The 14,575-nt window shown below is 70.3% G+C and carries 17 protein-coding genes; 11 read left to right on the forward strand and 6 right to left on the reverse strand.

Annotated features, from left to right (window positions below; genetic code table 11):
* Positions 1-110: 110 nt before the first annotated feature.
* The 4 genes from AB0927_RS38120 to AB0927_RS38135 all read right to left on the reverse strand — a co-directional run bounded on the left by AB0927_RS38120 (position 111) and on the right by AB0927_RS38135 (position 2,785).
* Positions 111-587: a MarR family transcriptional regulator gene (locus AB0927_RS38120; RefSeq protein WP_366672436.1), complete on the reverse strand. Its 477-nt coding sequence runs from the start codon at positions 585-587 to the stop codon at positions 111-113.
* 92 nt (positions 588-679) lie between these two features.
* Entirely contained in the window at positions 680-1,441 is a 762-nt protein-coding gene (locus AB0927_RS38125; protein WP_366672467.1) for an AIM24 family protein, read from the reverse strand.
* Positions 1,442-1,500: 59 nt separating this feature from the next.
* Positions 1,501-2,151 carry an AIM24 family protein gene (locus AB0927_RS38130; protein ID WP_366672437.1) on the reverse strand — a complete coding sequence of 217 codons (651 nt, stop codon included), beginning with the start codon at positions 2,149-2,151 and terminating at the stop codon, positions 1,501-1,503.
* Between the two features lies 1 nt (position 2,152).
* Positions 2,153-2,785: an AIM24 family protein gene (locus AB0927_RS38135; protein ID WP_366672468.1), complete on the reverse strand. Its 633-nt coding sequence runs from the start codon at positions 2,783-2,785 to the stop codon at positions 2,153-2,155.
* Between the two features lie 208 nt (positions 2,786-2,993).
* On the opposite strand from AB0927_RS38135, the gene AB0927_RS38140 reads away from it, so the two are divergent.
* The 7 genes from AB0927_RS38140 (at position 2,994) to AB0927_RS38170 (ending at position 7,892) form a co-directional block, all read left to right on the forward strand.
* Entirely contained in the window at positions 2,994-3,338 is a 345-nt protein-coding gene (locus AB0927_RS38140; protein WP_366672438.1) for a DUF3817 domain-containing protein, read from the forward strand.
* On the forward strand, positions 3,335-3,628 hold the full coding sequence (locus tag AB0927_RS38145) for an MTH1187 family thiamine-binding protein (RefSeq protein WP_366672439.1): 294 nt from the start codon (positions 3,335-3,337) through the stop codon (positions 3,626-3,628). The genes AB0927_RS38140 and AB0927_RS38145 overlap by 4 nt, the downstream gene beginning before the upstream one ends.
* Positions 3,629-3,718: 90 nt before the next feature.
* Positions 3,719-4,483 carry a hypothetical protein gene (locus AB0927_RS38150; RefSeq protein WP_366672440.1) on the forward strand — a complete coding sequence of 255 codons (765 nt, stop codon included), beginning with the start codon at positions 3,719-3,721 and terminating at the stop codon, positions 4,481-4,483.
* Complete coding sequence (locus AB0927_RS38155; protein ID WP_366672441.1) at positions 4,480-5,160, forward strand: TetR/AcrR family transcriptional regulator; 681 nt, start codon at positions 4,480-4,482, stop codon at positions 5,158-5,160. Before AB0927_RS38150 ends, AB0927_RS38155 begins: the two co-directional genes overlap by 4 nt.
* A gap of 55 nt (positions 5,161-5,215) precedes the next feature.
* A complete protein-coding gene (locus AB0927_RS38160; RefSeq protein ID WP_366672442.1) occupies positions 5,216-5,725 on the forward strand; it encodes a MarR family transcriptional regulator in 510 nt (169 codons plus the stop codon).
* Between the two features lie 43 nt (positions 5,726-5,768).
* On the forward strand, positions 5,769-6,107 hold the full coding sequence (locus tag AB0927_RS38165) for a DUF3817 domain-containing protein (protein ID WP_366672443.1): 339 nt from the start codon (positions 5,769-5,771) through the stop codon (positions 6,105-6,107).
* An 84-nt stretch (positions 6,108-6,191) separates the two neighbouring features.
* On the forward strand, positions 6,192-7,892 hold the full coding sequence (locus AB0927_RS38170) for a methylmalonyl-CoA mutase family protein (RefSeq protein WP_366672444.1): 1,701 nt from the start codon (positions 6,192-6,194) through the stop codon (positions 7,890-7,892).
* A gap of 27 nt (positions 7,893-7,919) precedes the next feature.
* On the opposite strand, the gene AB0927_RS38175 is transcribed toward AB0927_RS38170, so the two are convergent.
* Entirely contained in the window at positions 7,920-8,537 is a 618-nt protein-coding gene (locus AB0927_RS38175; protein WP_366672445.1) for a TetR/AcrR family transcriptional regulator, read from the reverse strand.
* A 219-nt stretch (positions 8,538-8,756) separates the two neighbouring features.
* Here AB0927_RS38175 and AB0927_RS38180 point away from each other — a divergent pair, with 219 nt between their 5' ends.
* The 4 genes from AB0927_RS38180 to AB0927_RS38195 all read left to right on the forward strand — a co-directional run bounded on the left by AB0927_RS38180 (position 8,757) and on the right by AB0927_RS38195 (position 13,049).
* Entirely contained in the window at positions 8,757-9,734 is a 978-nt protein-coding gene (locus tag AB0927_RS38180) for a tetratricopeptide repeat protein (RefSeq protein WP_366672446.1), read from the forward strand.
* 622 nt (positions 9,735-10,356) lie between these two features.
* Positions 10,357-10,989: a DUF6230 family protein gene (locus AB0927_RS38185; RefSeq protein ID WP_366672447.1), complete on the forward strand. Its 633-nt coding sequence runs from the start codon at positions 10,357-10,359 to the stop codon at positions 10,987-10,989.
* 118 nt (positions 10,990-11,107) lie between these two features.
* Entirely contained in the window at positions 11,108-11,668 is a 561-nt protein-coding gene (locus tag AB0927_RS38190; RefSeq protein ID WP_366672448.1) for a DUF6114 domain-containing protein, read from the forward strand.
* Positions 11,658-13,049 (forward strand): hypothetical protein, encoded by a 1,392-nt coding sequence (locus tag AB0927_RS38195; protein WP_366672449.1) that lies wholly within the window; start codon positions 11,658-11,660, stop codon positions 13,047-13,049. Before AB0927_RS38190 ends, AB0927_RS38195 begins: the two co-directional genes overlap by 11 nt.
* Positions 13,050-13,147: 98 nt before the next feature.
* Here AB0927_RS38195 and pyk read toward each other — a convergent pair whose 3' ends face one another.
* Positions 13,148-14,575 (reverse strand): pyruvate kinase, encoded by a 1,428-nt coding sequence (pyk, locus tag AB0927_RS38200; protein ID WP_366672450.1) that lies wholly within the window; start codon positions 14,573-14,575, stop codon positions 13,148-13,150.

Raw genomic sequence — 14,575 nt, forward strand, 5'->3', positions numbered from 1 at the left:
CCCCCATCGTCGACTCCCTCCTCCGCCTTGCATCTCGACGCACCAGACCCCGCTCACCTGGGTCAAAACCGTGCCGTGACTTCCCTCCACCAAGACCCGCCGGACACCCCCTAGGCGAGCCCCCGCTGTCCCCGCAGATGCTCGGCGATCGGCTTCAGGGCCTTGTCCAGTTCCACCAGTGCCTCCGGGGAGAGCAGATCGATGAAGTGCCGCCGCACCGACGACACATGGTGCGGCGCCACCTTCTTCATCGTCTCCAGGCCGTGCTTCGTGAGCACCGCGTACAACCCCCGCCGATCCGATTCGCAGTTCTCGCGGCGCACGAGGTCCGCGTTCTCCATCCGGGTGATCTGATGCGAGAGCCGGCTCTTGGACTGCAGCGTCGCGGTGGCGAGGTCGCTCATCCGCATCCGCACGTCCTCCGACTCCGACAGGTTCACGAGGATCTCGTAATCATTGATCGTCAGGCCGAACGGCTGCAGATCCTTCTCCAGCTGGTACGTCAACAGCCTGTTGACCTCCAGGTGGGTGCGCCAGGCGCACTGCTCCGCATCGGTCAGCCAGCGCGTGGCCGTGTCGGTCTCCATGAATGAAGTCTACCTAAGAAGTTGAATGACGAACTACTTCGGGTGGTGTGACTGTGCGCACGCGTTCGACGTCACACTCCGCAGACTACCGCTCACAGCCCGAAGCGACGCTGGAGGTCTCCGAGCTGTCCGGGAAGACGCGGTGCGCCGGACGGTTGCGGACCGTGTCCGGACCAGCCCGGTGCGCCACCGCCCGGCACCCCGGGAGCGGACGGCACGGCCCCGGTGTCGACCTCCCCCAGCAGCGTCTCCGACGACTGCAACAGCACGGTGCCCGCGCCCGCGAACTCGAACTGGTGCTCCTCGCCGGACACCCCGCCCAGGCCCGTCATCGCACGTAGACCGCCCAGTACACCGGTCAGGTACCCATGGTCGTAGTGATGGCACGGGGAGGGACAGTCGGCCCAGCCGACGAGCGCCTGGGGGTCCACCCGCAGGGGAGGCTCCATGAACACCACCGGGCCGTTGGACGCGGCCACGAATCTTCCGGTTCCGATGAGGGTCAGGAAACCCGGCACGATGGACTGCTTGAGCGCGAGACTTGGCTGAAAAGCGAGCAGATTGCCCGCGCGAATGGTCAGGTTCCCGTCGTCCAGGTCGTACGAGTTGACGTCGAAGGCCCGGTCGGCGAGCAGCATCTTGCCGGAGCCGTGGGCCACCACCCAGTCGCTCGCGTGCAGTGGCGAATGGAACGAGGTGCGGACGAGACGGTCGAGCCGGCCGTGTCCGATGCCGTCGAACCCGATCGCCCCGTAGTAGGCGATCATCTTCCCCTTCTGGAGAAACCACTGCCCTTCCTTGAGCTCGACGCAGAACGTGTAGCTGTTCACGTTGTCGTCGGCGGGCAGGGTCATCGGGTCGTACACCACCGGGCCGCCGGGGCCGGCCGTGCCGTAGGTGCCCGCGTACGCGCTCACAGTTTCTCCTCCGAGGCCTGGACGTACACCGTGCCGCTGCCGCTGAGCTCCAGTTGGAACGCCTCGCCGGAGCCGCGGCCCACCATCTCGCGCCAGCCGAGGGCGGCGGACAGTCTGTTGCGCACCTCGCCGTGGTGGGCGACGTAGGCCTGCGGGTCGACGTGGACCGGGCGGTCGGGGCTGATCGGCAGCTCGAAGACGCCGCCGTGCGCCATCACGGCGACCGCGCCATGGCCCTGGAGAGTGGTGGTGAACAGGCCCTGACCGGTGACCTGGCCCCGGACCAGGCCCATGACCCCGCCCTGCGAGCCCATGAACAGGGTGCCCTGGCGCAGGGAGCCCTCGAAGGCGAGCAGCCGGTCGGCCTCCACGCAGAGGGTGTCGCCGGTGAGGTGGATGACATGGACGTGATGGCCGCCGTGCCCGAAGAACACCGTGCCGCTGCCCTCGACGGTCATCAGCGGGGCCGCCTCGCCGGTCACCCGGCGCCCCAGCATGGACATCACCCCGCCCTGGCCGCCCTGGACGCTCGGGGTGAAGGACACGTCCCCCTTGTAGGCGAGCATCGCCCCGCGCTGGCTGAACAGCCGCTGCCCGGGCAGCACCGTCGCCTCCACCATCTTGGAGTTGATCTCCCGGAAGCTCATCTCACAGGTCCCCCGCGATCGTGTTCCGCTCGCTCGGCTGCACGTACACCAGGCCGTCCCCCTCGAAGCGGATCTGGAAGGCCTCGCCGCCGCCCTCCCCGAGGAAGGTGCGGAAGGTCACACTGGACTGGAAGGACTGCCGGACATCACCCTGGTGGGCGACATAGGCCCCGGGGTCGACGGTCAGCGGGTACCGCGGGCTGACCCGGAGTACCACCGCCGGGCCGTCGGACATGATCGCCGCCTGTCCGTGCCCCTCCACGGTGGTGGTGAACAGGCCGTTGCCCTGGGAGGCGCCGCGCAGCCCCGTGAACGTGGTGCCCGTGCGCAGCGCCGCGTCCGTCACCAGCAGGTTGCTCGACTCGACGTACAGCTTCTCGCCCTGGAGGCGCACCAGGTTGATCTCGGTCGCCCGGTCGGCGAACCAGCAGGTCCCGTGCCCCTTCACCTCCATCACCGTCATCTGCTCACCGGTGAGCCGGCGGGTCACCATCCCGCGCAGCCCCTCCCCGCCGCCGCTGAGCTTCTTGAAGGACATCTGCCCGTCGTACGCGACCATCGAGCCGTTCTTCGCCTTCACGGCGTCTCCGGTCATCTCGACGGCGAGCACCTTGCTGCCTTGCAATCGGAACATCGCCACGCTGGGAACGTAGCGGCAGCGCGGGTGGAGCGGCCAGCACCCACGGGTGGAGCCGCACCCTGAGCGAACCCCCAGGGGCGCGGTTTGCCACAATGGCGGCACGCTTGTGCGTGCGTTCACAAACCGGCAGCCGCCGACGGCGCTCCGTAACCGTCGGCCCCGGCCGGCCGCCACTCCTCGCAACTCCCACCGAAGGTGACCCGTGGACATCAAGACCGCCACCGCCATCCGCCGTCTCCGCCTCGTCTCCGCCCCGGAGGCCGTGTCCTTCATCGTCCTGCTCGTCTGCTCGGTGCTGAAGCGGACCACGGACTTCAACGCGGTGCCCGTGATGGGCGCGGTCCACGGTGTCCTGTTCGTGCTCTACGTGCTCTTCTGGGCGGACGCCTGGAACCGCGCCAAGTGGAGCCCCGGCACCGCCGCCCTCTACTTCGTCCTCTCGGTCCTGCCCACCGGCGGCTTCTTCGCAGAGCGCAAGCTGCGCCGCGAGGCCGAGAACGCCGTGATCGCGGCCCGTGCCCGCAAGGAAGGAGTCGTGAACGCATGATCGTCGCCTTCTCCGTGACACCCCTCGGTGTCGGCGAGGACGTCGGGGAGTACGTCGCCGACGCCGTACGCGTGGTCCGCGAGTCGGGCCTGCCCAACCGCACCGACGCCATGTTCACCTCGATCGAAGGACCGTGGGACGAGGTCATGGACGTCGTCCGGCGCGCCGTCGCCGCGGTCGAGGCGCGCGCACCGCGCGTCTCCCTCGTCCTCAAGGCCGACATCCGCCCCGGTGTGACCGACGGCCTCACCTCCAAGGTCGAGACGGTGGAACGCCACCTGGCGGGCTGACCGTTTTGAGCGATCGCTCAACGGGAGATACCTTCTTCTCCAAGATCTTTGAGCGGTCGCTCAAACAGCGGCCTGACGTGGGGGAAGACCATGGGTCTCTATACGGAGACGCACATACGCGCCGACCTCGACCGGCTCTGGGCGCACACCCAGGACCGCGTCCTCCTCCGGCGCTGGTACCTGCTCGTCACCGAGCTGCACCACCTCCCGAGCGCCCCGGGCGAGCCGCGCCCGTTTCGCTTCACCGCGCGCCTGCCGCCCTTCCTCACCCTCGCCGGCACCGGCGTCACGGCCGGCGAGAAGGAACGCCCCGACGGCACCCGCACCTCCGCCCTGTGCTTCTCCTCCACCCACCCCCTCGGCCTGATCGCCGAGGGCAGCGGCTACTGGCGCTACGTCCCCGACACCCAGGGCGTCCGCTTCCTCACCGGCTACGACTACCGCCCCCGCGGCGGAGCCCTCGGCGCCGCCGCCGACCGGCTGCTGGTGCGCCCGCTGCTCGGCTGGGCCACCGCCTGGTCCTTCGACCGGCTCCGGCTCTGGCTGGAGCGCGGCATCACCCCCGAGCGCGCCCTGCGCAACTGGCTCGCCGAACTCGTCGTCCGCGCCCTGCTGCTCGCCGGCTGCCTCGGCGGGCTGCGCATGGAGCCGCTGCTGCGCCTGTTCGGGCCGCTCGCCGCCGTCATGGCCTACCTGTGCCCGGTGCTGCTGCTCGCCGTGGTCTGCCTCGCCCTGTTCAAGTCGCCGCTGGAGCGCACCCCCGCCGCCCGCCGCTGCCTGCGCGCCCCCGCCACCCGGACCTGGGCGCCCCGGCTGCTGCGCGCCCTCCAGAAGCGCGCGGAGGCGCCCGCGTGAGCGCCGGGACGGCGAAGGCCCGCCAGACCCGGACCAAGCTGCTGGAGGGCGCCCTGCGCACGCTCACCGAGCAGGGCATCGCCAAGACCTCGGCCCGTACGGTGGCCGCGGCGGCCGGCGTCAACCAGGCGCTGGTCTTCTACCACTTCGGCACGGTCGACGAGCTGCTCGCGGCGGCCTGCCAGTACGGCGCGGAGCAGACCGTGGCCCGCTACCGCGAGCGCCTGGCCGAGGTCACGTCCCTGTCCGAGCTGCTCGCCGTCGGCCGTGAGATCCACGAGCGGGAGCGGGACGGGGGACATGTCGCCCTCCTCGGCCAGTTGCTCGCCGGTGCCCCGACGCACCCGGCGCTCGGGCCCGCGACGGCGGCGGGGCTGCGGCTCTGGGTCGCCGAGATCGAGCGGGTGCTCGCACGGGTGCTCGCGCGGACGCCGTTCGCCGAGTTCGTCGATCCCGCGGGGCTCGCGCGGGCGGTGGCCGCCTCGTTCGTGGGGATCGAGCTGTACGAGGGGGCCGACGCGGAGGGGGCGGCGGCGGCCCTGCTCGCGCTCGACCAACTCGCGGTGCTGGTAGGCGCGTTGGAGGAGTTGGGGCCGGTGGCGCAGCGGGCTGTGCGGCATCGGTTGCGGAGGGTGGGCGGCAGGGAGGGGGCAGGTCCGCCGACGGGCGCCCCGTGACCGAAAAGCGAGACGGAGCTGACCGGCATATGACCGGCCGGTAGGGTCTGATGACGTGCCGAAGCCACTCAGCCTCCCGTTCGACCCCATCGCCCGCGCCGACGAGCTGTGGCAGCAGCGCTGGGGAAACGTGCCGTCCATGGCCGCGATCACCTCGATCATGCGGGCCCAGCAGATCCTGCTCGCCGAGGTGGACGCGGTGGTCAAGCCGTACGGGCTGACGTTCGCCCGGTACGAGGCGCTGGTGCTGCTCACCTTCTCCAAGGCCGGCGAGCTGCCCATGTCCAAGATCGGCGAGCGGCTGATGGTGCATCCCACGTCCGTGACGAACACCGTCGACCGGCTGGTGAAGTCGGGACTGGTCGCCAAGCGGCCCAACCCCAACGACGGGCGTGGCACCCTCGCCGTGATCACCGACAAGGGCCGGGAGGTGGTCGACGCGGCCTCCCGCGACCTCATGGCCATGGATTTCGGCCTCGGGGCGTACGACGACGAGGAGTGCCGGGAGATCTTCGCGATGTTCCGTCCGCTGCGGGTCGCGGCGCACGACTTCGACGAGGGGTGACCCCGGCCAAGGTCTCCCGGAACGGGTGGTTACGCTCGACTCCATGAAACGAAGCGTGCTGACCCGCTACCGCGTCATGGCCTACACCACCGGTGTCCTGCTGGTGCTGCTGTGCCTCAGCATGATCGCGAAGTACGGGCTGGACATCAGCGGCGCGGCCGACCTGACCCGCGTCGTCGCCATCGCCCACGGCTGGCTGTACGTGGTCTACCTGGTCTTCGCCTTCGACCTGGGCTCCAAGGCGAAGTGGCCGGTCGGCAAGCAGCTGTGGGTGCTGATCGCGGGCACCATCCCGACCGCCGCCTTCTTCGTGGAGCGGAAGATCAGCCGCGAGCTGGACGGCAAGTCCGCCGACCGGACCCCGGCCGTCGCCGAGGCGTAGGCCCCGCGCCTGGTACCGCCGTACGGCACCCGTACGGCGGTCTGTCGTCGACAGATACTAGGACGTCCAAGTAAATTCGATGGTATGGACGCTCACGCCATCGAGGAGGGCCGTCGCCGCTGGCAGGCCCGATACGACGCCGCGCGCACGCGTGACGCCGACTTCTCCACGCTCTCCGGGGATCCCCTGGAGCCGGTGTACGGGCCCCGGCCCGGAGACACGTACCAGGGATTCGAGCGGATCGGCTGGCCGGGGGAGTACCCGTTCACCCGGGGGCTCCATCCGACCGGCTACCGCGGGCGCACCTGGACGATCCGGCAGTTCGCCGGGTTCGGCAACGCCGAGCAGACCAACGAGCGGTACAAGATGATCCTCGCCGCGGGCGGCGGCGGGCTCTCCGTGGCGTTCGACATGCCGACGCTGATGGGGCGGGACTCGGACGATCCCCGCTCGCTCGGCGAGGTCGGCCACTGCGGGGTCGCGATCGACTCGGCCGCCGACATGGAGGCCCTGTTCAAGGGCATCCCGCTCGGTGAGGTCACCACCTCCATGACGATCAGCGGGCCCGCCGTGCCCGTCTTCTGCATGTACCTGGTCGCCGCCGAGCGGCAGGGCGTGGACCCGTCGGTCCTCAACGGCACGCTCCAGACGGACATCTTCAAGGAGTACATCGCCCAGAAGGAGTGGCTCTTCCAGCCGGAGCCGCATCTGCGCCTGATCGGCGACCTGATGGAGTACTGCGCGGCCGGCCTCCCCGACTACAAGCCGCTGTCCGTCTCCGGCTACCACATCCGCGAGGCGGGGGCGACGGCCGCGCAGGAGCTGGCGTACACGCTCGCGGACGGCTTCGGGTACGTCGAGCTGGGGATGAGCCGCGGCCTGGACGTCGACGTGTTCGCGCCCGGCCTGTCCTTCTTCTTCGACGCCCACGTCGACTTCTTCGAGGAGATCGCCAAGTTCCGTGCCGCGCGCCGGATCTGGGCGCGGTGGCTGCGGGACGTGTACGGCGCGAGGAGCGAGAAGGCGCAGTGGCTGCGGTTCCACACGCAGACCGCCGGGGTCTCGCTGACCGCCCAGCAGCCGTACAACAACGTGGTCCGCACCGCCGTGGAGGCACTGGCCGCGGTGCTCGGCGGGACCAACTCGCTGCACACCAACGCGCTGGACGAGACGCTGGCGCTGCCCAGCGAGCGGGCCGCGGAGATCGCGCTGCGCACCCAGCAGGTGCTGATGGAGGAGACCGGCGTCGCGAGCGTGGCGGACCCGCTGGGCGGTTCCTGGTACGTCGAGCAGCTCACGGACCGGATCGAGGCGGCCGCGGAGAAGATCTTCGAGCAGATCAGGGAGCGGGGACTCGCGGCGCATCCGGACGGGCGGCATCCCATCGGGCCGATCACCTCCGGGATCCTGCGCGGGATCGAGGACGGCTGGTTCACCGGCGAGATCGCCGAGTCCGCCTTCCGCTACCAGCGGGCCCTGGAGAAGGGCGAGAAGAAGGTCGTGGGCGTCAACGCGCACACCGGTTCCGTCACCGGCGAACTGGAGATCCTGCGCGTCGGCCACGAGGTGGAGCGGGCGCAGGCGCGGATCCTCCGGGAGCGCAGGGCGGCGCGCGACGAGACGGCCGTCCGCGCCCGCCTCGACGCGCTGCTCACCGCCGCCCGTGACGGCTCCGGCATGATCGAACCGATGCTGTCCGCCGTCCGCGCCGAGGCGACCCTCGGCGAGATCTGCGGGGTGCTGCGCGCGGAGTGGGGGGTGTACACGGAACCGCCGGGCTTCTGACTCGCGGCCACCGCGGGGCCCGCAGGGTCAGGCAGGTGCCGTCAGGCCCAGCAGCAGCACCCTGGTGAAGCTGCGCACCCACGTCTCGTCCGCCGGTTTGCCGTTGACCAGGGTGCGGTGGACGACGGCGCCGGCGACCATGTCGAAGGTGAGGTCGACCGTGCGGGCACTCTCCTCCGGGTCGGCCTCGGGCGGGAGTTCGCCGCGCGCCTGGGCGCGCGCCCGGCCCTCCACGACCAGGCGTTTCTGGCGGTCCACGACCGAGGCGCGGATGCGTTCGCGCAGGAGTTCGTCGCGGGTCGACTCGGCGACCACCGCCATCAGGCCGCTGCGGCACTCGGGGCGGTCCAGGAGCGCCGCGAACTGCAGCACCACGCCCTCGATGTCGGCGGCCAGGCTGCCCGCGTCGGGCAGCCGCAGCTCGTCGAAGAGTTCCGCGACCGCGTCCACGACCAGCTCGTTCTTGCCCGCCCAGCGCCGGTAGAGGGTGGTCTTCGCGACCCCGGCGCGCGTCGCCACGTCCTGGAGGGTGAGCTTGGACCAGCCGAGTTCCACCAGGGCTTCCCGGGTCGCGGCCAGGATCGCGGCGTCCGCGGCGGCGCTGCGCGGGCGCCCGGGGCGGCCGGCGGGGGTGCGGCTCTGCATTCCCCGACCATAACCGGCCGGTAGCGGCTGAATCCGTGCCGTCGTGAGGGAGATCACCGGAACGCGGTGTCGCCCGCCCGCTCATTGCCATTACGCTACGGGTCGTAGCGAAAGCTCGCGTGGGACGTACGCGGGCAGAACGGCACGGCGCGGGTGGGGACCCGGCGCCGGACATCGACGCTTTTTTCTTCAGACGCGGGATCGGGGGAGGATAGGCACATGCAGCCACGGAACATGTCCATGAGCGGCGTGGTCGACCTCGCCGCGGTGAAGGCGGCCCAGGAGGCCAAGGCCAAGGCCGAGCAGGCGCGCGCCGAAGCGGCCCGGAGGGGCGGCACGGGTGCCGTCTCCCCGGCCGATCTCGTCATCGACGTCGATGAGGCGGGCTTCGAGCGGGAGGTTCTCCAGCGCTCCGCCGAGGTGCCCGTCGTCATCGACTTCTGGGCCGAGTGGTGTCAGCCCTGCAAGCAGCTGAGCCCGGTCCTGGAGCGGCTGGCCGTCGAGTACAACGGGCGCTTCCTCCTCGCCAAGATCGACGTCGACGCCAACCAGATGCTGATGCAGCAGTTCGGGGTGCAGGGCATCCCGGCGGTGTTCGCCGTCGTGGCGGGCCAGGCCCTGCCCCTGTTCCAGGGGGTGACCGGCGAGGAGCAGATCCGCGGCACCCTCGACCAGCTGGTGGAGGTCGCCGAGCAGCGCTTCGGGCTGACCGGTCTGACCGTCGACCCGGACGCGCTGCCGGGCGGCGCGGCCGGTGCGGGCGCCGAGGCGCCGGTGGGCCCGTACGAGACGCTCCTGAACGCGGCCGCCGAGGCCCTGGACGCCGGCGACCTGGACGGCGCGGTCCGCGCCTACCAGAACGTGCTGGCCGACGATCCGGCCCACCCGGAGGCCAAGCTCGGTCTCGCGCAGGCCGAGTTGCTGCGCCGGGTGCAGGGGATGGACCCGCAGAAGGTGCGCCAGGAGGCGGCCGAGAAGCCGAAGGACGTCGACGCGCAGATCGCCGCGGCGGACCTGGACCTGGTGGGCGGTCATGTCGAGGACGCCTTCGGACGTCTGATCGAGACCGTGCAGCGTACGGCGGGTGACGACAGGGACGCGGTGCGGCGCCGGCTGCTCGAACTGTTCGAGGTCGTGGGCCCCGAGGATGCGCGGGTGATCGGCGCTCGCAGGGCGCTCGCGCGGGCGCTTTTCTGACCAGTCGCTAAACACCACGGCCTGTGATGCCGGGGTGAAAGGTTTGCCGACAAGACGTTGAGGCCGCTCCACTTTGCCAAATCTTGGCAATCGGGGCGGCTGTTACTCCGAGTAAATCAAGGCCGTTGATCTGTCTGGTTTCGTACAGAGATCAACGGCTTTGTTCTGCCCCGCGATGCCACCGAGGGTGGCGTTCCGAGATCGCCCGGACGTTTCCCGGTTATCCGGCCGTTACTAGCCAGTAACGAACCCCCTTGTGCGGGCGGCCAATTTGCACCACGATCGGCGACGCTCGGTCCATTCCCGTACCCCGGCACCCGGTCGGGGCGACGGAGACTCTGGGTCCCCACCGAGCAGAGCCGGCGGCAGTGGCGCCGGCTCTTGGGCAGGGGGGTCTTCGCCGACCGGCGAAGCCTGTCCAGCAAGGTTGTGCGTGATGTGTGTCAGGCGCGACCAGTGGTTGTCGCTCGGGGGTGATCGCCGGTGATTCGGGCGCGGTACGCGCCTTTGGGTACGGGCGCTCTCCTTCCCGAGGACGTAGCACTTCTCCCATCCCTGCCGGCCGAGCCACCCTGCGTGGACGAGTCCGGGCCAGGAGATGTACGTCCGAGAAGGAGGAAATATGGAGTCCCAGGTGCGTGGCGGGACCAGATGGAAGCGGTTCGCTGTGGTCATGGTGCCCAGCGTTGCCGCCACGGCGTGTATAGGTGTCGCCCTCGCTCAGGGTGCGCTGGCCGCCTCGTTCAGCGTGTCGGGTCAGTCCTTCAAGGTGACCGCGGACAAGCTGGTCGGCCAGGGCTTCGAGCAGTACGGCGCCATGGACAACGGCTACACCCTCAGCGGTGAGCAGACGGCGCACCCGGTCGCGGTCTCGGGCTTCAACTCGGCCAAGATCACGAACATGTGCCAGTCGGTCGTCACGCCGAACATCCCGGTGCTCGGCTCGGTGAGCCTCGTGCTGAAGGCGGGCGGGTCCACCCCGGTCCAGGCCAGCCAGCTGTACATCGACCTCGACGACCTCAGCGCCGACGCCACCTTCAAGAACATCGACATCGGTGTTGCGGCCAAGGACGCGGCCAAGGGTCCTGGCATGAAGGGCGGCAAGGAGCAGGCCAACCCGTTCGGCTTCGCGCAGCAGGCCGACTCGGCCACGCTGACCGGTGTGAAGCAGACGGCGTGGGCGACCACGGCCGGCACCTTCAAGCTCAGCGGCCTGCACATGACCGTGCAGGCGGGCACGCACGAGTGCTACTGAGCACTCGTTGACGGGGGCGGGGGAGCCGACGGCGCCCCCGCCCGCGCCACATCCGCCGCGTCTTCACACGCGGCACACGTCATCACCACAGCAACGCCGCACCAGGGAGCTGTTTTCCATGAGCGCCGAGACCCCTGCAGCCGACCCCGGCCAGTTCACCGTCCGGAGGCAGCAGTTCCGCGCCTGGCGGGGCACGCGGCCGTTCTGGGCGGGCCTGTTCGTCCTGCTCGGCGGCTTTCCGATCATGTACTTCCCGTACGCCCACCTCCAGCTGGGACACCTCACGCTGGCGATGGCGACCACCGCGGGAGCGGGATCCCTGATCATCGGTGTGCTGCTCGTCGTGCTGGGCATCAGCCTCTGGTTCCAGAAGCATGTCCGGACCTTCGCGGGAGTCGCCGCGATCCTGCTGGCGCTGGTGTCCCTGCCCGTCTCCAACTTCGGTGGCTTCGTCCTCGGCTTCCTGTTCTCCCTCGTCGGCGGAGCGATGGCCGTCGCGTGGGTACCGGGTGAGTCCGGCCGGCAGGAGTCGCCGGCCGGCGAGGCCGCCCCGGGCGAGGGCGGTGCACCCGAGTCCGTGCCGCTGCCCGGCCAGGGCATCGACGGCGCGTACGAGCCGAACGACCTGTCAGGAACGAGCCCGGCCAACGGGGCGAACGGGAGGCACAGTGCCGGCTGACGAGGTGAGCCGCGGGAGAGATGCGGACGAGTCCCGCGGGAGAACCGGACCCCGCCACGCGGCCCCCAGAAAGCCGCTGTTCACCAGGTTCAACATGCCGGCCGGCAAGGCGATAGCCACTGTGGCGATGCCGACGGCCGTGCTCATGGGCATGGGCTTCACGTCCACGCTCGCCCTCGCGGCGGGCAACGGCGGCAGCCCGGCCCCCTCGACCACGGCCAAGAGCCTGACCGCGGACGAGTACAAGGACTGCGTCAAGGCGCTGGACGACTCCAAGGACCCCTCGGCCTCGCCGTCGCCGTCCGCCTCGGACAAGTCCACCGACGCCCCGACGCCGTCGGCCACGCCGAGCGGCGACGCGACGAAGGGCACGGACTCCTCGTCGTCGTCCACCGATTCGGGTAAGGACTCGGGTTCGAGCTCGGACTCGGGTTCGGGTTCGGGTTCGGCCTCCGGTTCGGGTTCCGCGGACAAGACCGCGCCGGCGCCGTCCGAGACCTCCGGCTCGTCCGACTCGGGCTCCGGTACGACGACGCCCACCGCGTCGTCGGACAAGAGCGGCGGCGGACTCCTCGGCACCATCGGCGACACCCTCGGGAACATCCTCACCGGTGGGACCAAGGACACCGCCACGCCCGACGCGAGTGCCACGCCCTCGGCGACCCCCTCGCCGTCCGCGTCCGGCGACACGGCGTCGACGTCCGGCACGAAGCTGTCCGACACCGTCAAGGACACGACGTCCAAGGCCGTCGGCACGGTCGGGGACACGGTGAAGAACACCACCGGCACGGTCTCCAAGACGGTCGACGACGCGGGCAAGGCGGTCGGCGACGCGGGCAGGACGGTCAAGGACACGGTGGACTCGGCCACCGCGAGCCCGTCCACGAGCGCGAGCCCGTCGGCCGAGGACTGCCCGGCGGCCACCACCGACGAGGGCGGCGTCGACAACCCGGTGCCGGTGGCGGACGACCCCTGGTACCTCCAGGCCAGCTCGCTGCTGCTCAAGGGCGCCGACTACCAGGGGATCGTGGAGGTGAGGACGGCGAGCGGCACCACCAAGAAGGTGCTGAAGTACGTCGTCTCCGACGGCACGGACATCGGCGACCTGCACCAGACGGTGCACGACTCGCTGACCGGCAAGACGTACCACGTCCAGGCGTCCAAGGGTTCGACGTCCACGATCCGCGACGGCAAGACGGTGATGTACACCGAGGAGATCTCGGGCAACCTGTTCGGTCTGATCCCCATGAAGTTCAGCCCCGACAGCCCGCCCCCGCTGAACCTCCCGCTGATCTACTTCACCAACGTGAAGGTGACGCAGGCGGCCCAGTTCGGCGGCAGCCTGCACGTGCCCGGGATGCACGTGTACACGACCGGCTGACCCGTCCCAGGTCCCGTCCGGGAGCCGCGACAACGCTGAGGGCGCCCCCTGTTCCAGGGGGCGCCCTCAGCGCCGTGACAAGGACCTCGCGGGGCAGGTCAGTTGTCGCCGCCGCCCAGGTGGTGCACCCGGATCATGTTGGTGGTGCCGGGGACACCGGGGGGCGAGCCCGCCGTGATGACGACGGTGGCGCCCGGCTCGAAGCGGCCCAGCGAGGCCAGCTCCTGGTCCACCTGGTCGACCATGTCGTCGGTGGTGTTCACGAACGGCACCACGTACGGCTCCACGCCCCAGCTCAGCGTGAGCTGGTTGCGGGTGGCCTCCTCGGTGGTGAAGGCGAGGATCGGCTGGGCGGCGCGGTAGCGGGACAGCCGGCGCGCGGTGTCACCGGACTGGGTGAACGCGATCAGGCCCCGGCCGCCGAGGAAGTCGGCGATCTCGCAGGCCGCGCGGGCCACCGAACCACCCTGCGTGCGCGGCTTCTTGCCCGGCACCAGCGGCTGGAGGCCCTTGGACAGCAGCTCCTGCTCGGCGGCCTGGACGATCTTCGACATCGTCTTGACCGTCTCGATCGGATAGGCGCCCACCGAGGACTCGGCGGACAGCATCACCGCGTCGGCACCGTCCAGGATCGCGTTGGCCACGTCGGAGGCCTCGGCGCGGGTCGGGCGGGAGTTGGTGATCATCGACTCCATCATCTGGGTCGCCACGATCACCGGCTTGGCGTTGCGCCGGCACAGCTCGATCAGGCGCTTCTGCACCATCGGGACCTTTTCGAGCGGGTACTCCACCGCGAGGTCGCCACGGGCCACCATCACGGCGTCGAACGCATCGACGACGTCCTGCATGTTCTCCACCGCCTGCGGCTTCTCCACCTTGGCGATGACCGGGACCCGGCGGCCCTCCTCGTCCATGACGCGGTGCACGTCCTGGACGTCCTTGGCGTCCCGCACGAAGGACAGCGCGACCATGTCGCAGCCCATGTGCAGCGCGAACCGCAGGTCCTCGACGTCCTTCTCGCTCAGCGCGGGCACGTTGACGGCCGTGCCGGGCAGGTTGATGCCCTTGTGGTCGGAGACGACGCCGCCCTCGATCACGATCGTCCGGACCTTGGGGCCCTCCACGTCGACGACCTTCAGCTCGACGTTGCCGTCGTTGATCAGGATCTGGTCGCCGCGCGAGACGTCGCCCGGCAGCCCCTTGTACGTCGTGCCGCAGATGTGCCGGTCGCCGGGCACGTCCTCGGTGGTGATGACGAACTCGTCGCCGCGCTCCAGCTCGACCGGGCCCTCGGCGAAGGTCTCCAGGCGGATCTTCGGGCCCTGGAGGTCGGCGAGGACGCCGATCGGCCGGCCGGTCTCCTTGGACGCGGCCCGGACGCGGTCGTACCGCCCCTGGTGCTCGGCGTGGGAGCCGTGGCTGAAGTTGAAGCGGGCCACGTTCATGCCCGCCTCGATCAGGGCGACGAGCTTCTCGTGGGAGTCGACCGCGGGGCCGAGAGTACAGACGATTTTCGAACGGCGCAT

The sequence above is a fragment of the Streptomyces sp. NPDC048106 genome, from assembly GCF_040706415.1.
GTDB lineage: Bacteria > Actinomycetota > Actinomycetes > Streptomycetales > Streptomycetaceae > Streptomyces.